25 protein-coding genes are annotated in these 21,791 nt (G+C 57.3%); 19 read left to right on the top strand and 6 right to left on the bottom strand.

The window, feature by feature from the left end; genetic code table 11:
• Position 1: 1 nt before the first annotated feature.
• The 3 genes from iolE to iolB all read left to right on the top strand — a co-directional run bounded on the left by iolE (position 2) and on the right by iolB (position 2,034).
• Positions 2-904 (top strand): myo-inosose-2 dehydratase, encoded by a 903-nt coding sequence (gene iolE, locus IEI95_RS25885; RefSeq protein ID WP_156532551.1) that lies wholly within the window; start codon positions 2-4, stop codon positions 902-904.
• Positions 905-1,012: 108 nt separating this feature from the next.
• Positions 1,013-1,219, top strand: coding sequence for a hypothetical protein (locus tag IEI95_RS25880; RefSeq protein WP_012654562.1), 207 nt, complete (start codon positions 1,013-1,015; stop codon positions 1,217-1,219).
• Positions 1,216-2,034, top strand: coding sequence for a 5-deoxy-glucuronate isomerase (iolB, locus tag IEI95_RS25875; RefSeq protein WP_156532550.1), 819 nt, complete (start codon positions 1,216-1,218; stop codon positions 2,032-2,034). The genes IEI95_RS25880 and iolB overlap by 4 nt, the downstream gene beginning before the upstream one ends.
• On the opposite strand, the gene IEI95_RS25870 is transcribed toward iolB, so the two are convergent.
• Together IEI95_RS25870 and IEI95_RS25865 are read right to left on the bottom strand one after the other, a co-directional pair.
• Positions 2,031-2,510, bottom strand: a complete 480-nt coding sequence (locus IEI95_RS25870; protein WP_156532549.1) for a hypothetical protein — start codon at positions 2,508-2,510, stop codon at positions 2,031-2,033. The genes iolB and IEI95_RS25870 overlap by 4 nt on opposite strands.
• A 13-nt stretch (positions 2,511-2,523) precedes the next feature.
• Positions 2,524-2,925 (bottom strand): hypothetical protein, encoded by a 402-nt coding sequence (locus tag IEI95_RS25865; RefSeq protein ID WP_012654565.1) that lies wholly within the window; start codon positions 2,923-2,925, stop codon positions 2,524-2,526.
• 130 nt (positions 2,926-3,055) lie between these two features.
• On the opposite strand from IEI95_RS25865, the gene IEI95_RS25860 reads away from it, so the two are divergent.
• The 3 genes from IEI95_RS25860 to IEI95_RS25850 all read left to right on the top strand — a co-directional run bounded on the left by IEI95_RS25860 (position 3,056) and on the right by IEI95_RS25850 (position 5,146).
• Entirely contained in the window at positions 3,056-3,754 is a 699-nt protein-coding gene (locus IEI95_RS25860; RefSeq protein ID WP_156537893.1) for an SDR family NAD(P)-dependent oxidoreductase, read from the top strand.
• A gap of 67 nt (positions 3,755-3,821) precedes the next feature.
• The gene (locus IEI95_RS25855; protein WP_156532548.1) at positions 3,822-4,376 is read left to right on the top strand and encodes a DUF3833 family protein; all 555 of its coding nucleotides are present in this window, start codon (positions 3,822-3,824) and stop codon (positions 4,374-4,376) included.
• Positions 4,377-4,381: 5 nt separating this feature from the next.
• On the top strand, positions 4,382-5,146 hold the full coding sequence (locus IEI95_RS25850; RefSeq protein ID WP_337926573.1) for an SDR family NAD(P)-dependent oxidoreductase: 765 nt from the start codon (positions 4,382-4,384) through the stop codon (positions 5,144-5,146).
• 69 nt (positions 5,147-5,215) lie between these two features.
• On the opposite strand, the gene IEI95_RS25845 is transcribed toward IEI95_RS25850, so the two are convergent.
• From IEI95_RS25845 to IEI95_RS25835, 3 genes are read right to left on the bottom strand one after another with little or no spacing between them, the layout of a single operon-like run.
• A complete protein-coding gene (locus IEI95_RS25845; RefSeq protein ID WP_156532546.1) occupies positions 5,216-6,430 on the bottom strand; it encodes a class I SAM-dependent methyltransferase in 1,215 nt (404 codons plus the stop codon).
• Positions 6,427-7,230: a DUF1365 domain-containing protein gene (locus IEI95_RS25840; protein ID WP_156532545.1), complete on the bottom strand. Its 804-nt coding sequence runs from the start codon at positions 7,228-7,230 to the stop codon at positions 6,427-6,429. Before IEI95_RS25840 ends, IEI95_RS25845 begins: the two co-directional genes overlap by 4 nt.
• On the bottom strand, positions 7,227-8,585 hold the full coding sequence (locus IEI95_RS25835; RefSeq protein WP_156532544.1) for an NAD(P)/FAD-dependent oxidoreductase: 1,359 nt from the start codon (positions 8,583-8,585) through the stop codon (positions 7,227-7,229). Before IEI95_RS25835 ends, IEI95_RS25840 begins: the two co-directional genes overlap by 4 nt.
• A gap of 247 nt (positions 8,586-8,832) precedes the next feature.
• Here IEI95_RS25835 and IEI95_RS25830 point away from each other — a divergent pair, with 247 nt between their 5' ends.
• From IEI95_RS25830 to IEI95_RS25780, 11 genes are all read left to right on the top strand, one after another.
• Entirely contained in the window at positions 8,833-9,399 is a 567-nt protein-coding gene (locus IEI95_RS25830; protein WP_234644390.1) for a sigma-70 family RNA polymerase sigma factor, read from the top strand.
• Positions 9,399-10,091 carry a ChrR family anti-sigma-E factor gene (locus IEI95_RS25825; protein WP_156532543.1) on the top strand — a complete coding sequence of 231 codons (693 nt, stop codon included), beginning with the start codon at positions 9,399-9,401 and terminating at the stop codon, positions 10,089-10,091. The genes IEI95_RS25830 and IEI95_RS25825 overlap by 1 nt, the downstream gene beginning before the upstream one ends.
• Before the next feature lie 27 nt (positions 10,092-10,118).
• Positions 10,119-10,520, top strand: coding sequence for a DUF2177 family protein (locus IEI95_RS25820; protein WP_156532542.1), 402 nt, complete (start codon positions 10,119-10,121; stop codon positions 10,518-10,520).
• Positions 10,521-10,603: 83 nt separating this feature from the next.
• Positions 10,604-11,374: a DeoR/GlpR family DNA-binding transcription regulator gene (locus tag IEI95_RS25815; RefSeq protein WP_156532541.1), complete on the top strand. Its 771-nt coding sequence runs from the start codon at positions 10,604-10,606 to the stop codon at positions 11,372-11,374.
• Between the two features lie 88 nt (positions 11,375-11,462).
• Positions 11,463-13,001 (top strand): glycerol-3-phosphate dehydrogenase, encoded by a 1,539-nt coding sequence (locus tag IEI95_RS25810; RefSeq protein WP_420481797.1) that lies wholly within the window; start codon positions 11,463-11,465, stop codon positions 12,999-13,001.
• A 261-nt stretch (positions 13,002-13,262) separates the two neighbouring features.
• On the top strand, positions 13,263-14,342 hold the full coding sequence (locus tag IEI95_RS25805; protein WP_156532539.1) for an ABC transporter ATP-binding protein: 1,080 nt from the start codon (positions 13,263-13,265) through the stop codon (positions 14,340-14,342).
• 3 nt (positions 14,343-14,345) lie between these two features.
• Positions 14,346-15,440, top strand: coding sequence for an ABC transporter ATP-binding protein (locus IEI95_RS25800; protein WP_156532538.1), 1,095 nt, complete (start codon positions 14,346-14,348; stop codon positions 15,438-15,440).
• A complete protein-coding gene (locus IEI95_RS25795) occupies positions 15,437-16,324 on the top strand; it encodes a carbohydrate ABC transporter permease (protein WP_156532537.1) in 888 nt (295 codons plus the stop codon). The genes IEI95_RS25800 and IEI95_RS25795 overlap by 4 nt, the downstream gene beginning before the upstream one ends.
• A gap of 3 nt (positions 16,325-16,327) precedes the next feature.
• Positions 16,328-17,140, top strand: coding sequence for a carbohydrate ABC transporter permease (locus IEI95_RS25790; protein ID WP_081341579.1), 813 nt, complete (start codon positions 16,328-16,330; stop codon positions 17,138-17,140).
• Positions 17,141-17,153: 13 nt separating this feature from the next.
• Positions 17,154-17,435 carry a DUF2160 domain-containing protein gene (locus IEI95_RS25785; protein ID WP_070164113.1) on the top strand — a complete coding sequence of 94 codons (282 nt, stop codon included), beginning with the start codon at positions 17,154-17,156 and terminating at the stop codon, positions 17,433-17,435.
• Positions 17,436-17,580: 145 nt separating this feature from the next.
• Positions 17,581-19,302, top strand: coding sequence for an ABC transporter substrate-binding protein (locus IEI95_RS25780; RefSeq protein WP_156537877.1), 1,722 nt, complete (start codon positions 17,581-17,583; stop codon positions 19,300-19,302).
• Between the two features lie 152 nt (positions 19,303-19,454).
• Here IEI95_RS25780 and IEI95_RS25775 read toward each other — a convergent pair whose 3' ends face one another.
• Positions 19,455-20,012 (bottom strand): c-type cytochrome, encoded by a 558-nt coding sequence (locus IEI95_RS25775; protein WP_156532535.1) that lies wholly within the window; start codon positions 20,010-20,012, stop codon positions 19,455-19,457.
• A 157-nt stretch (positions 20,013-20,169) separates the two neighbouring features.
• On the opposite strand from IEI95_RS25775, the gene IEI95_RS25770 reads away from it, so the two are divergent.
• A complete protein-coding gene (locus IEI95_RS25770) occupies positions 20,170-20,919 on the top strand; it encodes a 3-deoxy-manno-octulosonate cytidylyltransferase (RefSeq protein ID WP_156532534.1) in 750 nt (249 codons plus the stop codon).
• A gap of 10 nt (positions 20,920-20,929) precedes the next feature.
• A complete protein-coding gene (locus IEI95_RS25765; RefSeq protein ID WP_180603910.1) occupies positions 20,930-21,784 on the top strand; it encodes a prephenate dehydratase in 855 nt (284 codons plus the stop codon).
• Positions 21,785-21,791 lie beyond the last annotated feature (7 nt).

The raw sequence follows: 21,791 nt of genomic DNA, 5'->3' as shown, positions 1-21,791 counted from the left end.
GATGATTCTCTACGGAACCAACCCGATTGCCTGGTCCAATGACGACGACCGCACGCTGGGTGCCCATATCAGCCTCGACCAATGCCTCGATGAAACCGCCAAAATCGGTTTCGACGGCATTGAAAAGGGCCACAAATTTCCGCAGGAACCAGCGGCCCTGAAGGCTGTGCTGCAGCCACGCGGCCTTCGCTACGTCTCCGGCTGGCATTCGCTGAACCTGTTGACCAATTCGATTGAAGACGAAAAGGCCGCGATGCAGCCTGCCCTCGATCTGCTCAAGGCCATGGGCAGCAAGGTGATCATCGTCTGCGAAACATCGAATGCGATCCATGGCGATGATGGCAAGCCGGTGAATGATCGCCCGAAACTGGCCGATTCTGAGTGGGCCAGTTTCGGTGCAGGCGTGGAAGCATTGGCCGAATTTGCGGCAGCCCAAGGCATTGCCCTGGTTTATCACCACCACATGGGCACGATTGTCGAGAGCGAAGAGGAAATCGACAAGCTGATGGCCAACACTGGCCCGCATGCCAAGCTGTTGCTGGATACCGGCCATTGCCTGTTTGGCGGTGGCAACCCGGAGCGCGTGGCAACCAACTATATGGGCCGCGTGGGTCATATCCACGCCAAGAACATCCGCCCCGTGATTGCCAAACAAGTGCGCGATGAAAAGCTCTCCTTCCTTGAAGGCGTGCGCCGTGGTGTGTTCACAGTGCCGGGCGACAGCGAAGGCGGCGTGAATTTTCCGCCGGTGCTGAAAATTGCTGGTGAACATGGCTATGAAGGCTGGTTGGTGATTGAGGCCGAGCAGGACCCGGATGTGCGCAATCCCTATGATTACCAGAGCTTGGGCCTTGCTTCGTTGAAGGCCATGGCCAAGGCTGCGGGGTTGGATAAGGCGGCTTAATCGGTCGGAGCAAGGGGGTTAAGCAAGCACCGACCTATGCTATATCCCTCCCACCACAGCCTCCAACGGTAAAGGGCCAGCCCCGACCCGAACACACAAGGTAAGCCCATGCAATTTCTCGATCCCCACCACCCGTTTTTCAAGCCGCTCTGGGTGCGCATTCTGGTCGTGCTGGTGCCGCTGGTCTGGGCGGGGATCGAGCTTTATAACGGGTCTCAAACCTGGGCGATGATTTCGCTGGCGCTTGGGTTTTATGCCGGTCTGCAACTGTTCTGGGTGTTTTACAAAACACCGGGAAAGGGAGATGAACAATGACCAACCTATTGCGCAAGCCCGTGGGCACCACCGGAAAAGTGCATGACATCACCCCGGAATCGGCCAATTGGGGCTATGTCGGCTTTGGGCTTTACAAGCTGAAGGCGGGCGAGAAAGCTGCCGAGCAAACCGGCGAGACAGAAGTGATTCTGGTGCTGGTCGAGGGCAAAGCCGAAATTTCCGGTGCGGGCAAAAGCTTCGGCGAACTTGGCGACCGCATGAATGTGTTTGAGAAAAAGCCGCCCCATTGCGTTTATATCCCCGCTGGCAGCGAGTGGAGCGCCACCGCCACCACGGATGTGACATTGGCCGTCTGTACCGCCCCCGCAAAGCCGGGCCGTGAAGCACAAGTGATTAGCCCGGCAGGCGTGGCGCTGACCGAGCGCGGCAAGGGTGCCAACACCCGCTATATCTTCCCCATCGCCATGGAAGAGCGCGATGTGGCCGATAGCCTGCTGGTAACGGAAGTGTTCACCCCGCAGGGCAACTGGTCATCCTATCCGCCGCATCGCCATGATGAGGATAATTTCCCAGATATGACCTATCTGGAAGAGACCTATTATCATCGTCTCAACCCGGCTCAAGGCTTTGGCTTCCAGCGCGTCTTTACCGAAGACGGCACGCTTGACGAAACCATGGCCGTCTCCGATGGCGATGTGGTGTTGGTACCCAAGGGCCACCATCCTTGCGGTGCGCCTTATGGCTATGAGATGTATTATCTCAACGTCATGGCAGGTCCAATGCGCAAATGGCGCTTTCAGAACCACCCGGATCATGACTGGATTTTCAAACGCGACAATCCGCCAAAAGCTTAATTATCCCGTCCCCAAAACCTCCACCAGGGGCGGGGAGGTTTGAAAGATGTTTCCCTGTATCCGGTGCCTGCAATATGATGCTGGTAGGCACCGGCCGGCAAATTCCTGTTTGCCTCGATCATAGGGAAGGGTGAACTCCTGGAGAGTAGAATATTATCTATTAAAAAAGACAATAGTGCTGCGTCATAAGCGCTATTGTCTTTTTGACACACAGCCTCGTCCACATAAGCATTTTTGACATTAAACGTGTTCGATCTTTCAGAAAAATCCACGCGATATACAGCCGCGCCTGTCCAGCTCCGATGAAGAAAGAGTGAATGGGCGGCGAAAAAAATAACCCATTTATCTTCCATGCAATTTGGAATGAAACCTTTCTTGATCGTTTCATATTCCGCCAGTGAAAATCGTGCGGTATATGGAATTGGCTTCAATTTGCCAAACGGTTGAATGTCCCATTGGTCAAAAGGCTCCAGCATTTGCCACCTCAGATTACAGGGATTGCCCGATCCTGGCTGTTCCTTTCTGGCCATTATCGCGGATCCAGTTCAGGCTTTTATCGCCGGTTTTATAGAGCTCGAAACACATTGGCGTGCCTTTATACCAAGTGGTAAAGCGCTGGCAGAGGCGGTCGCCATTGATCCACCATTTGCCGGTATCATTGGGCTTCACGAAGCGGCCGAGACCGAGAGCCTCTCCCGAGCCATCAACGACCCCGCTTGTGCGATAGTTCAGAGGAAACTCCCCGCCCATCGGCGTCGCGAGATAGATGCGCTTGCCGATGATATCGCTTTTGATGTCGGTGGAGGTATAGCGGCTTTCACTGGCGGCCTGCGCGGTGCCGGTAGCACAGGCCACCAGGGCGATACTGATCAATAAACGTCGAAACGGCATGATTCCAATTCCTCCTGTGATCCATCGTTCTGAGTAGAATCGTAGAGGTGTTACGCAGCCCGTCAGCATTCGGATGACTGGCAACACAATAAATGTCGCAAAAAGGTGGAAAATGCGTCGCTTTACATCAATGACATCGCTTCGCCCAAGCTATAGCGCACTCGTTATCGGCGCATCCGGCGGTATCGGTTCGGCTCTTTGCGCGGTATTGGGGTCGGATAGTGCCTGCCGCGAGGTGGTGACGCTGTCGCGCCGAGAGAACGGCTTCGACCTGATGGAGGAGGCCAGCATCGCCGCCTGTGCGGAGCGCCTGGCTGGTCAGCAACACAGCTTCGATCTGATCCTTTGTTCAACGGGCGCTTTGACTATTAACGGCATAGGGCCAGAAAAAGCCATTAAAGCCGTAACTTCTGAAGCGATGGCAGCCCAATTTGCGCTGAATGCCATTGGCCCAGCGCTGGTGCTCAAATATTTCACGCCGCTTCTGGCGAAAAACAGCCGGTCGCTGATGGGTTTTCTGTCGGCTCGGGTCGGTTCGATTGGCGATAATCGGCTTGGTGGCTGGATTTCCTATCGGGCATCCAAGGCAGCTCTCAACCAGATCGTTCATACCAGCGCTATCGAAATCGCCCGATCACGACCGCAATCCGTCATTGTCAGCCTGCATCCCGGCAGTGTCGATACCGGGCTTTCTGCCAATTTCGCCGTGGGTCATGAACGGTTTGCCCCGGATCACAGCGCGGGCCTGCTGTTATCCGTGCTTGACACGCTCACTCCCGCCCAGACCGGGGGCTTTTTCGCCTATGACGGTTCGGTGATCGAGTGGTAGAAACCAATCCGGCAGCCCGTTTGGCGCGTAGTGAAAGTAACGATAGCAATAAACCGGAGATTTGATCATGTCGGGACTGAAATCTGCGCTTTTTGGTCTGAGTGTCGGGCTGTTTTCCTCGGTTGGCGCCGCAACTGCGGCCGATTTTACCTTCGAGGACTATTTCGTCGGCAAGACCGTGGCCGAGGGACATTTCGCCGCCATTAATGGCGTCAGCCGCAAATTCACTGTCGATCTCACTGGCAAATGGGATGGCCATGTTCTGACGCTGCGGGAGGATTTCCGCTTCGAGGATGGCACGCGCGACCGCAAAACCTGGCGATTCATCAAGACCGGACCAACGACCTATACCGGAACCCGTGAGGATGTGGTCGGCAATGCGCTGGTTCGACTGAGCGGCGATACCGCTCGTTTCAACTATCTCGTCTATCTCTCGCCCGAGACCCAGTCCAACAAGGTCCGGTTCTACGACAAGATGGTGTTGAAGCCGGATGGTACTGTGCTCAACACCGCCTGGGTCACGAAATTCGGCTTTCCGGTCGCCAAGACCACCGTATCCTTCCATAAGGCCGGCCATGCTGCAAAGGTAAAGGCACAAAAGCACTTAGGGATTGCAAAGTGATGGTCATGTCATCGTCGCCGCGCGCCAGGGTTGCCTGGATCACCGGCGCCAGTTCCGGCATCGGTCGTTCGCTTGCCCTGAAATTGGCGCGTCAAGGCTATATCGTTGGCGTCAGCGCCCGACGGACCGAGGACCTGATGGCGCTGGCGGCTGAAAATCCGGACCGCATTCATGCTTTTCCACTGGATATTACCGATGGGAACGCGGTGAAAGAGGTTGTGGGCGACATCGAAGCCAAGCTTGGCCCGATCGACATAGCGGTGTTTTCCGCAGGCTCCTATATCCGTGAAACAGCCGAGCGTTTCGATGCCGAGCAATTACGCCGGATGGTCGATCTCAATCTTGTCGGCACCGGGCATTGCCTGGAAGCGGTGATTGCCGTGATGGTTGCGCGTGGCAAAGGCCGGATCGGCCTTGTCGGTTCGGTCTCCGGCTATAGCGGCCTGCCGGGAGGTGGCATTTACGGAGCGACCAAGTCAGCGATGATCACCCTGGCCGAGGCCTTGCGTCCTGGACTTCTCGAAAAGGGCGTGGCGATCAGCATCATCAATCCGGGCTTTGTCAAAACCCCGCTGACCGACAAGAATGACTTCCCCATGCCCTTCCTGGTGACGGCTGAGCAAGCTGCTGATCACATTGAAAAAGGGATGGAGGCCGGAAAATTCGAAATCGCCTTTCCCTGGCAAATGGTGTTGTCGCTCAAGCTGTTGAGACTTTTGCCTTATCCGCTGTATTTCGCGTTGACGCGCAAGATGCTGCGGAAGACCTGAGATATTTCCACAATGTCATAACGTGAAAAAGGGGGCCTTCGCCCCCTTTTTTGATTGATGATCGACCGTTTACTTTTCAAGCTCGAACTGCACCACATCGAGCCGTCCGGTTCTAAAGCCTGCGGCGCAGTAATGCAGGTAATAGCGCCACATGCGGAAGAAGCGCTCGTCAAAGCCCAGCGGTGCGATCTTGGACCAATGGGCGGTAAAGCTTTTGTCCCAGGTGAGAAGAGTGCGTTCATAATCGAGGCCAAAGCGGAAGGTATCGCGGGTTTTTAGTCCGGCCTTCATCGCCGAGATTTCGAATCGCTCGACGGAGGGCAGCATACCGCCTGGAAAAATATAGGTCTGGATGAAATCCGCTTCGCGTTGATATTGCTCGAAACGCCCCTCATCCAGGGTGATGACCTGAACCACGGCCTTGCCGCCATCGACCAGCAGATCGCGCACCCGGTTGAAATAGACCGGCCAGTTTTCCTCACCGACCGCCTCGAACATTTCGATGGAAACGATCTTGGTGAACCGGCCCTGCACATCCCGGTAATCTTCCAGCCGGATATCGCACCGCTCGGCATATCCTGCTGACTGCATCCGCTGGCGCGCATAGGCGGCCTGCTCGGTGGAGAGGGTCAGGCCCGTTACCCGGCACCCGCTGGCGCGGATGGCATGTTCGGCAAAGCCGCCCCAGCCGCAGCCGATTTCCAGGACGTGATCGTCCGGCCCCAGCGCCAATTGCTCCACGATACGCTGGTATTTGGCGGCCTGCGCCTCGCCAAGCGATTGATGGGGGTGGGTATAGAGCGCCGATGAATAGGTCATCGTCTCATCCAGCCAATGGCGATAGAAGGCATTGCCGAGATCGTAATGGAAAGCGATGTTGCGCCGGCTACCGGCCTTGGAATTGCGCCTTAGCTTATGGCGCAGCAGGGCCAGCTTGCCCAGCAGGGCAGAGGGTGACATCAGCCCATGCCAATTGCCTTCATTGGCAATAGCAAGCTCCAAAAATCCGGCAATATCGGGGCTGTCCCAGTCGCCGTCCATATAGGACCTCGAAAAGCCGAGCGTCCCCCCCGACATCACCCGCCAGACCGGACGGGCATTGTTGAGCTTGAGGACGGCGGATGGTCCGGCTTCGCGGCCGGTGACGTGATGTTCCTTGCCGTCAGGAAACAGCAGCGTCAGATGCCCATGGGTCAGGCGGCCCGCCCAGCCGCACAGCACCCTTTGCCACAGCGGCGCGGAGGTGAGAGAAAGTGTCGCGGTTTGCTGGTCGGCATGGGTCATGACGGGCTCCTTGCGTTTGCAGCCTCAGGCGGAATGATGGAACTGGCGATTGGGTTCTGCGCCTTGCGATGCCGATGCAATGGCACGCCTTTCACCCAGAGTTTAAGCGCTTCCCAATGGATCGCGCCCATAACTTTCAGCGTCATCAGCGGATAACGCACCAGAACCTTTGCCAAGGCCCGGTCATCAAGGGTGCGGCGCTTTCCGCAAAACGATGCATAGAGCAATGGCCCCTGTTCATCGGCTTCGTTGATGGCGACGGTTACCGTTTCGCCAGGTGGTACGATTTTGAACCGGTAGAGGCATTCCATCGGCATGAAGGGTGAGACGTACATTTGCTTGGCGCAGGCGTGGCGGATCGCGCCATCCTCTTCCACGCTGGCCGGAATGACATAGGTGTGCCGCTCGTGAAACGTATTTTCAACCTCGTAAAGCAGGGCAAGCAGGATGCCGGACGGCCCATAGCAATAATAAAGCGTCAAGGGATTGAAAACATAGCCGAACATGCGCGGATAGCAGAGCATGCTCACTTTCATGCCTTCGGTATTAAGACCGGCCCGCTCGACATGGTTGGCAACCCAGGCCTTCAAGCCTCCGGGAATCCCAAGGCCATGATCGCGGTCGTCGATCCTCAAGATCGCCCGGCGATTATATCCGAGAAGCCAAAGCGACTTGTCTATAGCTGGCAGTTCATCGAGATCGACCAGCAGGCAGAAGACCTGATATCGCAGACTATGCTTTTTAGGCCGGTGGCGTTGATGCACAACCGCACCGGTGAATATTGCCGATGACCAGTTCATTGCGCTGCCGCCAGCATCGGTTCGACAAAAATCCGGCCCGATTGGTTTTCCACCGACCACGGACGGGCAATTCCTGACAGTTGTTCGGCAACAGCCAGACCGGATTGGAGTCCGTCTTCATGGAAGCCGCTGCCAAAATGCGCACCGCAGAACCAGGTCCTGTTGCGCCCCTGCAATTGCCAGAGCTGGCGCTGGGCGGCGATTGCCTTGGCATCGAAAAGCGGATGGGCGTAGTTGAAGACCTGATGCACTTTGGACTCGTCGATGTCGCGCGAAGGATTGAGCGTTACGAACAGAGGCAGCGAGGCGTCGAGGCCCTGTAACCGGTTCATCCAATAGGTTACGCACAGCGGCCCTTCGCCAGACTTGCGCTCTTCGCCGATATAATTCCAGCTGGCCCAGACCTGTTTGCGTTTAGGCATCAATCTGGTGTCGGAATGCAGCACGGCAACATTTTTGGTGTAATCGAAGCAGCCAAGCAGCGCCCGTTCCAGCCCTTGCGCATCGTCCAGCAGTGCCAGTGTTTCATCCGCATGGGTGGCGACAACAACCTGATCGAAACGATCCTGATAGCCGCTTTGCGTGACGATCTTCACCCCCAGCGCACTGCGTATAATAGCCTTGACCGGATCGTTGGCCCGGAAATCGGCATTGGTCGCCTGCTTGATGCGCAGGACATATTCACGGCTGCCCCCCGTTACCGTGCGCCATTGCGGCCTGTTCTTCAACGTGACCAGACCGTGATTGATGAAGAACCGGACAAAGGCGTTCAGCGGATAGGCCCGCATGTCGGCAGCCGTTGTTGACCAGATCGCAGCGCCCATAGGTAGCAGGTGATCCTCGATAAAGGCATTGCTATAGGCTTCCAGATCGAGATAATCGCCAAGCGTTGCCGCTGTAAGGTCTTGGCGCTCGAGCAGCAAAGGGGCTTCCCGGTAAAAGCGCATGATATCGGCCACCATGCGCCAGAAGCGAGGGCGTATCGCATTGCTGCGCTGGCCAAGCAGACCCGCTAGCCCGCAGCCGGAATATTCAAACCGCCCCGCATCCAGCGAGGCTGCGAAGGACATGTCGGAGGCCTGGTTGGGCACGCCAAGATGGTCGAACAGGGCAACCAGATTTGGGTAATTGCGGTCGTTATAGACGATGAACCCGGTATCAACAGCCACTGGCCCGTTTGGTCCCGCGACATTGACGGTATTGGCATGGCCACCGAAGCGGTTTTCAGCCTCGAACACCGTGACATCGAAACCCTTGGACAATAGCCATGCGCAGGACAGACCGGAAATTCCCGATCCGACCACGGCAATGCGCTTTGCACCTGTGGTCAATCCGCTGTCTAATCCGATCTTCATAAGAGCGGTCGCCTCCCGGTTGTTCGTTTACAGTATTTACGAATGCCAAAGGAGGGTGGATTGCCGGGAGTGGAATTTTTTTAGGGCAGTGATCCAGTTTTCGTGAGAAGGCGTAGAAAGCCTCATGACAATAATCATTTCCCAAGCGGCTCTGGAATGCCACAATAAGAGAGTGACGGCCCCGCGCCTTTTCAGGCGCAGCCGGTTGGGTGGGAGATCCGTGCCTTCTGGCGCAAACGGGATGATTATGAAGGCTGAAACCGAAGACATGTCTTCCATGCTCGCAGCAGTTGCTCGCGAACGGGATGTGGAAGCATTCGAAACATTGTTCCGCCATTACGGTCCGCGCGTAAAGGCCTATATGGCTCGTCAGGCGCGTGACCAGCAGGCGGCAGAGGAATTGATGCAGGAAACCATGATGGTGGTCTGGAACAAGGCCGCATTATTCGATCCGGCCCGGGGCAATGTCTCCGCCTGGATCTTTACCATTGCCAGAAATCTGCGGGTTTCGGCCTATCGCAAGCAGAACCGGCCGGAATTCGACCCGAACGACCCGGCCTTCGTGCCTGACGAGGTGATGCCAGCCGACAAGGATCTGGAAAACCGCCAGGATGCGGAAAGGCTGCACAAGGCCATGGGACAATTGCCGCAGGAGCAGTTGGAACTGTTGCAACGGTCCTTCTTTCACGAAATTCCGCACAGCGCGCTTGCCAAGGAATTCAATCTGCCGCTCGGCACGGTGAAGTCGAGAATCCGCATGGCGTTTGCCAAGCTTCGTGCCACCCTTGAAGACCGCTCTGAGGAGGATCGCTGATGGCTGTTCACCATCATGTCAGCGATGAATTGCTGCTCGATTACGCCAATGGCAGCCTTGCCGAAGGCTGGGGCATCGCCATTGCTACCCATCTCGCCTTGTGTCCCGATTGTCGCCGGCGCCTTGCGACCATGGAGGTTACTGCCGGGGCATTGTTGGAGGCGGAGAAGCCTGTTGATGCTGATCTCAGCGTCGACCGCTCCTGGCAAGATATGCGAGCAAGGCTGATTGCCTCCGGCGAACGGTCAAGGGAAAGCACCGTCAGCCGGGTTGAGGCGTCGCCGGACGCCACCCGCCGTCAGCGCGATGCGATCCTGCCGGAACCGCTTCGCTCCTATCTGGGGCAGGATCTTGATGGTTTGAAATGGAAGTCGCTTGGGCGCGGCGCCTATCACATTCCGATCAAGACCCGCGATGGTGAAACCAGCGTGCGTCTGCTGCGCATTCCGGCCGGAAAGCCGGTGCCGGAACATAGCCATGGCGGTCGCGAACTGACACTGGTGCTGAAAGGTAGCTTCCACGATGGACAGGGGCGGTTTGCCCGTGGCGATCTGGAGGAAGCAGATGAGCAGTTGGAACATCAGCCTATTGCTGAAGACGGCGAAGATTGCATCTGCCTGGCTGTGACTGACGCCCCCCTGCGGTTTAAGAGCCGACTTGTCCGGCTATTTCAACCGATCCTCGGTATATAGCCGACACTGTAAAAGGAATGAGACAATATGCGCAGCTATGCAATTGCCTATTGTGCCACGGCTGCGGTGTTTTTCACCTTGGATTTCGTCTGGCTTAGCAAAATCGCGCTGGGTTTTTACAAGTCCCGCATCGGTGATATGATGCGGGATCAGCCCAATTTCACCGCTGCGGGCTTGTTCTATCTATTTTATATTGTCGGCATTGTTTATTTTGCGGTCGGTCCAGCCCTGCAAAGCGGCAGCCTGTTAACGGCTCTGGTCAGCGGTGCCCTTCTGGGGCTGATCGCCTACGGCACCTATGACATGACCAATCTGGCGACGTTGAAATCCTGGTCATTGACGCTCAGTCTGGTCGACATGGCCTGGGGCACGGTGCTGACGGCCACAGCCGCCGGGATTGGCTATCTGATTACCAGTCGGTTCGTATAAACGTTTCACGTGAGACGTCAGGCGCATTGCACCGCTTTCGTTTTGGATTATGATGAAAGAAAAACGAAAACGGGGAGGGGTGCATGTTTCTGTCTGCCCGGCAATCCGACATTCTCGATATCGCCAAGGCGGAAGGCCGGGTGCAGGTGGATGATCTGGCGGTTCGCTTTTCGGTGACGCCGCAAACCATCCGCAAGGATCTCAACGATCTCTGCGAAACGCGCCGGCTGACGCGGGTCCATGGAGGGGCGATCTTTCCAAGCGGTGCCGAAAACGTTCGCTATGAAGCGCGCCGCTCGATGGCCGCGCCGGAAAAGCAGGCGATTGGCCGTGCTGCTGCCGAATTGATCCCCAACAATGCATCGCTGTTCATCAATATCGGCACGACGACCGAGGCGGTGGGCGAAGCATTGCTGGACCATAAAGACCTGATGGTCATTACCAATAATATCAATGTTGCCAATCGCTTGCGGGTCTTTCCAGGCATTGAGGTGGTGATCGCTGGTGGCGTCGTGCGTGGTTCCGATGGCGGAATCGTCGGGGAAGCGGCGGTCGATTTCATCCGCCAGTTCAAGGTGGATTATGCGGTGATCGGCGCTTCGGCTATCGATCCTGATGGTGCGCTACTGGACTACGACTATCGGGAGGTGAAGGTGGCGCAGGCGATTATCGCCAATGCCCGGCACGTGATTCTCGTGGCCGATTCTTCCAAATTCGAGCGCGCCGCCCCGGTGCGGATCGGCCATCTCAGCCAGGTTCACACGTTCATCACTGACGTCTGCGATATCGAAGGCCTTGCCGCTATTTGCCGTGATCATGATGTGCGGTTGATCGAGGCATTCAGGGCCGCATAGCCCTCTGATCAATAGACACTGCTAAACTTTCGTTTGACATTCGTTTTAAGTTCGTTTTAGCTGTATCCAGTTTCGCATACGCACTATAATGCTGCATTGCGAACGGGAGAGAAACGTGTCCGGCGATCCTGTCTTCGACATATTCGTTATTGGTGGTGGCATTAACGGCTGCGGCATCGCTCGTGACGCCGTCGGGCGCGGCTATACCGTTGCGCTGGCGGAAATGAACGATTTTGCCTCAGGCACCTCCTCCGGTGCCACCAAGCTCATTCACGGCGGCTTGCGCTATCTTGAACATTATGAATTCCGGCTGGTGCGCGAAGCGCTGATGGAGCGCGAAGTGCTCTGGGCCATGGCGCCGCACATCATCTGGCCGATGCGTTTCGTGCTGCCGTTCCACAAGGGCGGTATTCGTCCCGCTTGGTTGATCCGGCTTGGCCTGTTTCTCTACGATCATCTGGGTGGCCGCAAATTGTTGCCCGCCACCAAGACCTTGAACATGCGCAAGGATAAGGCGGGCAAACCGCTGAAACCGTTGTTTACACGCGCTTTTGAATATTCGGATGGATGGGTTGATGATGCCCGTTTCGTCGTGCTCAATGCCCGCGACGCTGCGGATCGTGGTGCCAAGATCCTCAGCCGCAACCGCGTCATCGGTGCGCGCCGGGATGGTGATCTCTGGATCATCGAGGTCGAGGACCGCGCCAGCCGCGCACGCAGCACCTACAAGGCGCGGATGCTGGTCAATGCGGGCGGGCCATGGGTCGATAGCGTACTATCCAATGCGGTCGGCAGAAATAATGTTCATAATGTGCGGCTGGTGCAGGGCAGCCATATCGTGGTAAAGAAGAAATTCGATGATCCCCGTGCCTATTTCTTCCAAAATCCGGACAACCGCATCATCTTTGCTATTCCTTACGAGACGGATTTCACCCTGATCGGCACGACCGATCAGGATTATCAAGGCGATCCGAAGGATGTGAAGATTTCCAGCGCCGAGATTAACTATCTTTGCGATGCCGCCAGCGAATATTTTGCCGAGCCGGTCCGGCCTGAGGACATTGTCTGGTCCTATTCCGCCGTGCGACCGCTCTACGATGACGGTGCTTCCAAAGCCCAGGAGGCCACCCGCGATTACGTGCTGAAACTGGAAACGCCGGAAAAGGCCGCGCCGCTGCTCAACGTGTTCGGCGGCAAGCTGACCACCTATCGGCGTCTGGGTGAACATGCATTGGAAAAGATCGGCGAGGCCATCGGTGTCAAGGGCAAGCCCTGGACCGCGACAAGCCATTTGCCGGGCGGCGATTTTCCGGCAACGGGCTATCTGGCGGAAGTCGAACGGTTGAAAAAGGCCTTTCCGTTCCTGGAGGATCATTGCGCGCGCCGGCTCGTGCGGTGCTATGGCACGTTTGCCGCTACGATCATCAATGGTGCCAAAAGCCTGGAGGGGCTTGGGCGCTATTTCGGGGGAACCCTGTATCAGGCAGAGGTGGACTGGCTGATTGCTCGGGAATGGGCGGCAACAGCGGAGGATATTCTCTGGCGCCGCACCAAACAGGGCCTGTTCCTCAGTGCCGAACAGGCAAAAGTGCTGGAAGACTATATCGAGGAGGCGCGGGCGGCCTGACAGGCTACTGCATAATTCTTTAAACCGGAATCGGTTTAAAGAGAAAATTATGCAGCAGATATAAAGAGCTACAGCGAACCTTTGTGCGCCATATATGGCGCACGGCGCTGTAGGCGCGCAAGAGGGAGTGCCGCATAAGGACCTGGACCGTGTCGGTCAAAGGGTTTGAGCGCGGCAAATGCAAGAATGATAGCGGATGGATGTGTCGGTTCCGACGCAGACCGTTGTCATTGTCGGCGGGCGGAGGAGGCCTGACGCACAATGCTGGAATTGCGAAACCTGTCCAAGGTGGTGGCGGGGGATGTTCACATTCATCCCGCCAACCTGACCCTGCAACGCGGGTCGCTGAACGTTCTGCTTGGGCCGACCCTGTCGGGCAAGACATCGTTGATGCGGCTGATGGCCGGGCTGGACAAGCCGACGTCAGGTTCCCTGCTGTTTGATGGCAAGGACGTCACCGGTATGCGGGTGCAGGACCGGTCGGTTGCCATGGTCTACCAGCAATTCATCAATTATCCGGCCCTCAGCGTCTATGAAAACATCGCCTCGCCGCTCAGGGTGCGCAAGGTCGATAGGGCCACCATAGACCGCGAAGTGAAAAAAGCCGCCGAGCTTTTGAAGCTGACACCCTATCTGGAGCGCACGCCGCTCAACCTGTCCGGCGGCCAGCAGCAGCGCACGGCGCTGGCCCGCGCCATCGTCAAGCAGGCAAGCCTGGTGCTGCTGGATGAGCCGCTGGCCAATCTGGACTATAAACTGCGCGAGGAATTGCGCGAGGAACTGCCGAAGATCTTTGCCGAACTGGGCGCGATTTTCGTCTATGCGACGACGGAGCCGTCGGAAGCCCTGCTTCTGGGTGGCCATACCGCCACGCTTTCGGAAGGCCGCGTCACGCAATATGGCCCGACCATCGACGTTTATCGCCGCCCGGCGGACCTGAAAACCGCCCGTACCTTTGCTGATCCGCCGTTGAACACTGTTCAGGCCATCCGGCGGGAAGGGCATTTCATGATCGGCGGAATTCCGGTCCTCACCGTGCCCCGGCACCTTGCGCATGTGCCGGAGGAGCCTTTGACGCTGGGCTTTCATCCGCATCACCTGTCGCTGGCAGGAGCCTCGTCGAGTGAAGGGGTCGCTCCTTTGGTAGCCCGCTCGATGATCTCGGAAATTTCCGGTTCGGAAAGCTACATTCATCTCGATTATGCCGGGGAGCGCTGGGTGATGCTGGAGCATGGCATTCACGATATCGAACCGGGCCGCGATGTGCAGGTCCATCTCGATACCCGCCACCTGATGGCCTTCGATGCCAGTGGCCGGGCGCTTGCCGGACAGGGGGAGTAAAAGATGGCCCGAATTTCCCTCGATCATATCCGCCACGCCTATGGCCCGAAGGGGCTGGCCAATCCGCTCTATGCGCTGAAGGAAGTACATCACGAGTTTGACGATGGCGGTGCCTATGCGCTGCTCGGTCCCTCCGGCTGTGGCAAGACCACCCTGCTCAACATCATGTCCGGCCTGTTGCAGCCTTCGGATGGGCGCATCCTGTTTGGCGACAAGGATGTGACGCACTTGTCCACCGAGGCGCGCAACATTGCCCAGGTGTTCCAGTTTCCCGTCGTCTACGACACCATGACGGTTTACGACAATCTGGCCTTTCCGCTCAGAAATCGGCGCGTGCCGGAGGCGGAAGTCGATGCCAGGGTGCGCACCATCCTGAAGATGATCGACCTCGAAGCCTGGGCCAAGCGCAAGGCGCAGGGTCTGACCGCCGACCAGAAGCAGAAGATTTCACTTGGTCGCGGATTGGTGCGCTCCGATGTCAATGCCATCCTGTTCGACGAGCCGCTGACGGTGATCGATCCGCATATGAAATGGATGCTGCGCGCCCAACTCAAGCAATTGCACCGGGAATTCGCCTACACCATGGTCTATGTCACCCATGACCAGACCGAGGCCCTGACCTTCGCCGACAAGGTCGTGGTGATGTATGACGGCCAGATCGTCCAGATCGGCACGCCAGCCGAGTTGTTCGACCGGCCTAAACATACATTCGTCGGTTATTTCATCGGCTCGCCGGGCATGAACGTGCTGGCCGCCGGCATCGATGGCGATACCGCGATGATCGGCGGTGAGCGGGTCGCTCTTCCGGGCCGTCCGGTCATCCCGGGCGAAGCGCTTACCGAGCTTGGCATTCGCCCGGAATTCATTCGCCTTGGCCGCGAGGGCATGCCGGTGCAGATTTCCAAAGTCGAGGATATCGGACGCCAGAAAATCGTGCGCGCCCGTTTTGCCGACCAGCCGATTTCTATCGTGCTGCGGGAGGATGCCGATATTCCCGCTGAGCCAAAGGTTAGCTTCGATCCGACCGCCATCAACATCTACGCAAATTCCTGGCGGGTCGATTTCGCCGGTGCCGGATTGGGAGGTGTAAGGCCATGAACAAGACCTGGAACAATAAGGCTTGGTTTCTGGTGCTGCCGGTGCTGCTGCTGGTGGCGTTTTCCGCTGTCATTCCGCTGATAACGGTGGTGAATTATTCGGTGCAGGACACGTTCGGCAATAACGACTTCTTCTGGGCCGGTTCCGATTGGTTTACCCAGACGCTGCAATCGGAACGGTTCTGGGATGCGCTGTGGCGTAACCTGATCTTCTCGATGATCATTCTCGCCATCGAAGTGCCGCTTGGCATCCTGATCGCGCTGAACATGCCGAAGACCGGGCTCGGTGTGCCGGTCTGCCTGGTGCTGATGGCCCTGCCGTTGTTGATCCCGTGGAATGTGGTCGGCACCATCTGGCAGGTGTTCGGACGCAGCGATATTGGCCTGCTCGGCTATACCCTCAACGCCGTTGGTCTCGATTATAATTATGTGGCCAATCCATTCGATGCCTGGGCGACCATCGTCGTCATGGATGTCTGGCATTGGACCAGCCTTGTTGTGCTGCTGTGCTATGCCGGTCTGGTGTCGATCCCGGATGCCTATTACCAGGCGGCCCGGATTGATGGCGCCTCGCGCTGGTCGGTGTTTCGCTACATCCAGCTGCCAAAGATGAAACAGGTGCTGCTGATCGCCGTGCTGCTGCGCTTCATGGACAGTTTCATGATCTATACCGAGCCTTTCGTCGTCACCGGCGGCGGTCCGGGCAATTCCACCACCTTCCTGTCGATCGATCTGGTGAAAATGGCGCTCGGCCAGTTCGATCTCGGACCTGCGGCGGCCATGTCGATCATCTACTTCCTGATCATTCTGCTGCTGTCCTGGGTCTTCTACACTGTCATGACCCATAGTGACGCCCAGAGCGCTACCGCACCGAAAGGGGACTAAGCCATGAACAACAGCCGATCCCTTCGCCCGGTGCTGATTGTCAGCCTTTACATCCTGTTCCTGCTGCTACCGATCTACTGGCTTGTCAACATGAGCTTCAAGACCAACCAGGAAATCCTGAGCTCCCTGACGCTCTATCCGCATGAGCCGACGCTGAAGAATTACATCACGATTTTCACCGACCGTTCCTGGTATTCGGGTTATATCAACTCGATCATCTATGTGGTGCAGAACATGGTAATTTCGGTCGCCTGCGCGCTTCCGGCTGCCTATGCCTTCTCGCGCTACCGGTTTCTGGGCGACAAGCACCTGTTCTTTTGGCTGCTGACCAACCGCATGGCACCACCCGCCGTGTTTGCCCTGCCGTTTTTCCAGCTCTATTCGGCCTTTGACATGATCGACACGCATATTGCGGTGGCGCTTGCCCATTGCCTGTTCAACGTGCCGCTGGCGGTGTGGATTCTGGAAGGTTTCATGTCTGGTATCCCCAAGGAAATCGATGAAACGGCTTATATCGACGGCTATTCATTTCCCCGCTTTTTCGTGAAGATCTTCATACCGCTGATTGCTTCCGGCATCGGGGTCGCGGCCTTCTTCTGCTTCATGTTCTCATGGGTGGAGCTGCTGATCGCCCGCACGCTGACCACTGTCGATGCCAAGCCGATTGCGGCCGTCATGACCCGCACGGTGTCAGCCTCCGGCGTCGATTGGGGCCTGCTCGCCGCTGCCGGTGTACTGACGCTGATCCCGGGCGCCGTGGTGATCTATTTCGTCCGCAATTATATCGCCAAGGGCTTTGCCCTCGGCCGCGTCTGAGGAGGAGGACACGATGAACCTGTCATGGATGGCCTGGACCACGCCCACGGCGCTGTTCTTCATCACCATTCTCGCCCTGCTGATCGCCCTGTCGGTCTGGGAATATGTTTCGCCCGGCGGCAATCCCCGCGTTGGCATTCTGCGGTTCGAGACGACACGCGGCGACAGGCTGTTTGTGTCGCTGCTCGGCTCTGCCTTCATTCATCTCGCATGGTTGGGGCTGTCCAGTCTCAGCCTGTGGTGGGCTCTCGGTCTTTCGGTCATCTACGCCATCGGCGTGTTCCGGACGGTTTGAGAGGTAAGAGCATTTCCAGGAAAAGTGTGAAGCGGTTTTCCGTCCGGAAATGCGTAAAGCAAAGAGTTAAAATATTTCAGTGTTTCCAAGGAAACGCTGAAATATTTTGAAATACGCCTGCAATCGCAAACTCTGGGAGGACATGATGCGAAAGCACTTAATGACGACAACGGCGGCGATGCTGCTGGCCATGACTGGTGCTGCCTATGCCGGTATGGATGAGGCCAAGCAATTTCTCGATCAGGAGATCAAGGGGGAATCCTCGCTGTCGCGGGCGGATCAGGAAAAGCAGATGCAATGGTATGTGGATGCGGCCAAGCCCTTTGCGGGCATGGAAATCAATGTCGTCTCCGAATCGCTGACCACCCATGCCTACGAATCCAAGGTGCTGGCGCCGTGGTTCAGCAAGATCACCGGCATCAAGCTTACTCACGACGTCATTCAGGAGGGTGATGTCGTCGAGAAGATCCAGACCCAGATGCAGACCGGCCAGAACCTCTATGACGGCTGGGTCAACGATTCCGACTTTATCGGCACCCATTGGCGCTATGGTCAGGTCCGCAACCTGACGGACTGGATGACGGGCGAGGGCAAGGATGTCACCGATCCGATGCTGGATTTGAAGGATTATATCGGCCTGTCCTTCACGACAGCCCCGGATGGCAAGCTCTACCAGCTTCCCGACCAGCAATTCGCCAACCTCTACTGGTTTCGCTACGATTGGTTCAACGACCCGAAGATCAAGGAAGAGTTCAAGAAGGAATACGGTTACGAGCTGGGTGTGCCGGTCAACTGGTCGGCCTATGAAGACATCGCCAAGTTCTTCACCGGCCGCGAAATCGGCGGCAAGAAAGTCTATGGCAGCATGGACTATGGCAAGAAGGACCCCTCGCTCGGTTGGCGCTTTACCGATGCCTGGCTGTCGATGGCCGGTAATGGCGACAAAGGTCTGCCGAATGGTAAGCCCGTCGATGAATGGGGCATCCGTGTCAACGACAAGGATCAGCCGACCGGTTCCTGCGTCGATCGCGGTGGGGATACCAATGGGGCGGCCTCGGTCTATGCCGTCACCAAATATCTGGAATGGTTGAAGAAATATACCCCGCCAGAAGCGCAGGGCATGACCTTCTCCGAATCCGGCCCGGTTCCCGCCCAGGGCAATATCGCCCAGCAGATCTTCTGGTACACGGCCTTTACCGCCGATATGGCCAAGCCCGGTCTGCCTGTGGTCAATGACGACGGCACGCCGAAATGGCGTGTGGCACCATCGCCGCATGGTTCCTACTGGCATGAAGGCCAGAAGCTCGGCTATCAGGATGTCGGCTCCTGGACGCTGATGAAATCCACGCCCACGGATCGCGCCAAGGCTGCCTGGCTCTATGCCCAGTTCGTCACCTCGAAAACTGTTGACGTGAAGAAAAGCCAGACCGGTCTGACTTTCATCCGTCAGTCGTCCATCATGGACAAGACCTTCACCGACCGCGCCCCGAAACTCGGTGGTCTGGTGGAATTCTACAGGTCGCCTGCCCGCGTCCAATGGACGCCAACCGGAACCAATGTGCCTGATTATCCGAAGCTGGCGCAATTGTGGTGGCAGAATATCGGCGATGCGGCAGCCGGTGCCAAGACCCCGCAGGAAGCCATGGATGCCTTGTGCAAGGCCCAGGAGGGCATTCTCTCCCGTCTGGAACGCGCCAAGGTGCAGGGCGAATTTGGCCCCAAGCTGAACGAGCCGAAGGACGCAGCCTATTGGGAAAAATATGCCAAGGACCACGGCAGCCTTGCGCCGCAGCCCAAGCTTGCCAACGAAAAGGAAAAGCCGATCACCATCAATTACGACGAACTGGTGAAGAGCTGGCAGAAGTAACCATCCCGATAGTTGGAGCCGGGTGCAATCACCCGGCTCCAGCATTTAACCACCCTTACAAACGCCCAGCCTTCAAAACACAAAGACGCCCGGGCATATGCTCCGGGCGTCTTTGTGTTTGGTGCCTCTGTCGCCATGCGACGAGAGGTCGATCAATTGGTCGGTAGCGCCACCGGATTGTCGGACTGGTTGTGAAGATACACCAGCAGGTTGGCGCGGTCCTGTTCCTTGGGAATACCGGCAAAGCCCATCGCCGTACCCGCCACGAATTTCTTTGGCGCGGTCAGGAAGTGGTTGAGGTTTTCAAAGGTCCAGTGCTCGGAGCTGCCTTTGGAGAAATCCTTCATACCGGCGGAATAGGCAAAGCCTTCATGACTGGCGACGGGCCGGTCGACAACGCCCCAAAGGTTGGGTCCAACCTTGTTGGCTCCGCCCTTGTCGACGCTATGACAGGCTGTGCATTTCTTGAAAATCGCTTCGCCAGCCTTGACGTCTGCCGATGCCAGCAGTTCAGCAATCGGCTTGTCGGCTGCGGCTGGTGCCGCACCTTCGCCGCCGCCTGCGGCAGGCGCTTCGGCCGCCACGATGGCATAGCCTTCCTTTTCGGGGTTCGGCGCGTGGAAAATCCCCTCCGACGCAATGGACACCGACATCAGTACGAAGATCGTACCAAGCAATGCGCCTGCTCCCATATTCATGTAGGAATTCATTGGTTATCGCTCCCCATGCAGTCCGCGCAGTAGAAATCGGACAAGCCTCCATCTATGAAAAGGCTAAGACTTTTGCTTGACAGTTGCAACCCGATTATGCTCCGCCGCCCTGAGACGTTTTGCCACTTACCCCCATTGCTTTCAAAGGCGAATACCGATGTCTGACCATACACGCTTCAAAACCCTGGTTCTCATCCCCGCCCGTATGGCCTCCACAAGGCTTCCCGGTAAGCCCCTGGCTGACATTGCCGGTCTGCCGATGATCGTGCAGGTGGCAAAGCGTGCAGCGGAGGCCAATGTCGGACGTATCGTCGTGGCGGTGGATCATCCTGACGTGTTCGCCACGGTGACGGCAGCCGGTTTTGAAGCCGTGATGACCGGCGAGCAGCATCAATCCGGCTCGGATCGCATCTATGAAGCGCTGATGACGGTCGATCCGAAGGGCGAGGCCGAGATCATCATCAACGTTCAGGGCGACCTGCCTACCATTGACCCGGAGACGATTCGTGCCGCCCTGAGGCCCTTGGACGATCCCGCAGTCGATATCGCCACGCTGACGGTGGAGATCGAGGATGAGGCGGAAAAGACCAATCCCAACGTGGTGAAGGTCGTCGGCTCGCCGCTGTCGGACAATCGCCTGCGGGCGCTTTATTTTACCCGCGCCACCGCCCCGCATGGCAAAGGACCGCTTTATCACCACATCGGCCTCTACGCCTATCGCCGCGCCGCATTGGAACGGTTCGTGGCGCTCTCTCCCTCGGTGCTGGAAAAGCGCGAATCGCTGGAACAGTTGCGGGCGCTGGAAGCGGGCATGCGTATCGATGTCGAGATTGTCGATACTGTGCCGCTTGGCGTCGATACAGCGGCGGATTTGGAAAAAGCCCGCGCCATTCTGGCTGCAAAATAAGGATAAGCCCGTGGTCACGCTCACCAACAAAATTTCCTTCCAGGGCGATTATGGCGCCAATTCCGACATGGCCTGCCGCGATATGTTCCCGGATATGGAGCCGCTGCCATGTCCTACGTTTGAGGATGCCTTCACGGCGTTGGAAAACGGCGAGGCGGATCTGGCGATGATCCCGATTGAAAACACCCTGGCTGGGCGGGTCGCCGATATTCACTATCTGCTGCCGCTGTCACGCCTGAAGATTATCGGTGAATATTTCATGCCGATCCGGTTTCAGCTCATGGTGCTGCCGGGGGTGAAGGCCCATGAGATACGCACGGTTCACAGCCATATCCATGCGCTTGGCCAGTGCCGGAAGATCATCCGTAGCCATGGCTGGAAGGCCGTGGTGGCGGGCGATACGGCAGGGGCTGCCAAGCAGGTTGCGGAACTGGGCGACCGCTCCATGGCGGCCTTGGCGCCGCGCCTTGCCGCCTCGCTCTACGGGCTGGATATTCTCGCCGAAAATGTCGAGGATTCGGAAAACAACATCACCCGCTTCGTGGTGCTGTCGCGCGATGAGGTGGCGTTGAAGCGGACGGCTGCGGATGAAAGCTTCATCACCACCTTCGTTTTCAATGTCCGCAATATTCCGGCAGCGCTGTACAAGGCCATGGGTGGTTTTGCCACCAATGGGGTCAATATGACCAAGCTGGAAAGCTACCAGATCGGCGGCAAATTCATCGCCACCCAGTTTTATGCCGATATCGAAGGGCACCCAGAGGATGCGCCGGTCAAGCGGGCGCTGGAGGAATTGCGCTTCTTCTCCGAGAAGGTCCACATTCTCGGCGTCTACAAGGCTCACGCCATGCGCGGCAAGTTTTAATCAAAGC

It is taken from the genome of Agrobacterium vitis (assembly GCF_014926405.1).
Taxonomy (GTDB): domain Bacteria; phylum Pseudomonadota; class Alphaproteobacteria; order Rhizobiales; family Rhizobiaceae; genus Allorhizobium; species Allorhizobium vitis_H.
This window is presented reverse-complemented; position numbering and strand designations above follow the sequence as displayed.

What these genes read in the sequence shown, in the direction of transcription:
- iolE (WP_156532551.1), top strand. Translation starts at nt 2, where the DNA reads ATGATTCTCTACGGAACCAACCCGATTGCCTGGTCCAATGACGACGAC.
- IEI95_RS25880 (WP_012654562.1), top strand. Translation starts at nt 1,013, where the DNA reads ATGCAATTTCTCGATCCCCACCACCCGTTTTTCAAGCCGCTCTGGGTG.
- iolB (WP_156532550.1), top strand. Translation starts at nt 1,216, where the DNA reads ATGACCAACCTATTGCGCAAGCCCGTGGGCACCACCGGAAAAGTGCAT.
- IEI95_RS25870 (WP_156532549.1), bottom strand. Translation starts at nt 2,510, where the DNA reads ATGCTGGAGCCTTTTGACCAATGGGACATTCAACCGTTTGGCAAATTG.
- IEI95_RS25865 (WP_012654565.1), bottom strand. Translation starts at nt 2,925, where the DNA reads ATGCCGTTTCGACGTTTATTGATCAGTATCGCCCTGGTGGCCTGTGCT.
- IEI95_RS25860 (WP_156537893.1), top strand. Translation starts at nt 3,056, where the DNA reads ATGACATCGCTTCGCCCAAGCTATAGCGCACTCGTTATCGGCGCATCC.
- IEI95_RS25855 (WP_156532548.1), top strand. Translation starts at nt 3,822, where the DNA reads ATGTCGGGACTGAAATCTGCGCTTTTTGGTCTGAGTGTCGGGCTGTTT.
- IEI95_RS25850 (WP_337926573.1), top strand. Translation starts at nt 4,382, where the DNA reads ATGTCATCGTCGCCGCGCGCCAGGGTTGCCTGGATCACCGGCGCCAGT.
- IEI95_RS25845 (WP_156532546.1), bottom strand. Translation starts at nt 6,430, where the DNA reads ATGACCCATGCCGACCAGCAAACCGCGACACTTTCTCTCACCTCCGCG.
- IEI95_RS25840 (WP_156532545.1), bottom strand. Translation starts at nt 7,230, where the DNA reads ATGAACTGGTCATCGGCAATATTCACCGGTGCGGTTGTGCATCAACGC.
- IEI95_RS25835 (WP_156532544.1), bottom strand. Translation starts at nt 8,585, where the DNA reads ATGAAGATCGGATTAGACAGCGGATTGACCACAGGTGCAAAGCGCATT.
- IEI95_RS25830 (WP_234644390.1), top strand. Translation starts at nt 8,833, where the DNA reads ATGAAGGCTGAAACCGAAGACATGTCTTCCATGCTCGCAGCAGTTGCT.
- IEI95_RS25825 (WP_156532543.1), top strand. Translation starts at nt 9,399, where the DNA reads ATGGCTGTTCACCATCATGTCAGCGATGAATTGCTGCTCGATTACGCC.
- IEI95_RS25820 (WP_156532542.1), top strand. Translation starts at nt 10,119, where the DNA reads ATGCGCAGCTATGCAATTGCCTATTGTGCCACGGCTGCGGTGTTTTTC.
- IEI95_RS25815 (WP_156532541.1), top strand. Translation starts at nt 10,604, where the DNA reads ATGTTTCTGTCTGCCCGGCAATCCGACATTCTCGATATCGCCAAGGCG.
- IEI95_RS25810 (WP_420481797.1), top strand. Translation starts at nt 11,463, where the DNA reads ATGCTGCATTGCGAACGGGAGAGAAACGTGTCCGGCGATCCTGTCTTC.
- IEI95_RS25805 (WP_156532539.1), top strand. Translation starts at nt 13,263, where the DNA reads ATGCTGGAATTGCGAAACCTGTCCAAGGTGGTGGCGGGGGATGTTCAC.
- IEI95_RS25800 (WP_156532538.1), top strand. Translation starts at nt 14,346, where the DNA reads ATGGCCCGAATTTCCCTCGATCATATCCGCCACGCCTATGGCCCGAAG.
- IEI95_RS25795 (WP_156532537.1), top strand. Translation starts at nt 15,437, where the DNA reads ATGAACAAGACCTGGAACAATAAGGCTTGGTTTCTGGTGCTGCCGGTG.
- IEI95_RS25790 (WP_081341579.1), top strand. Translation starts at nt 16,328, where the DNA reads ATGAACAACAGCCGATCCCTTCGCCCGGTGCTGATTGTCAGCCTTTAC.
- IEI95_RS25785 (WP_070164113.1), top strand. Translation starts at nt 17,154, where the DNA reads ATGAACCTGTCATGGATGGCCTGGACCACGCCCACGGCGCTGTTCTTC.
- IEI95_RS25780 (WP_156537877.1), top strand. Translation starts at nt 17,581, where the DNA reads ATGCGAAAGCACTTAATGACGACAACGGCGGCGATGCTGCTGGCCATG.
- IEI95_RS25775 (WP_156532535.1), bottom strand. Translation starts at nt 20,012, where the DNA reads ATGAATTCCTACATGAATATGGGAGCAGGCGCATTGCTTGGTACGATC.
- IEI95_RS25770 (WP_156532534.1), top strand. Translation starts at nt 20,170, where the DNA reads ATGTCTGACCATACACGCTTCAAAACCCTGGTTCTCATCCCCGCCCGT.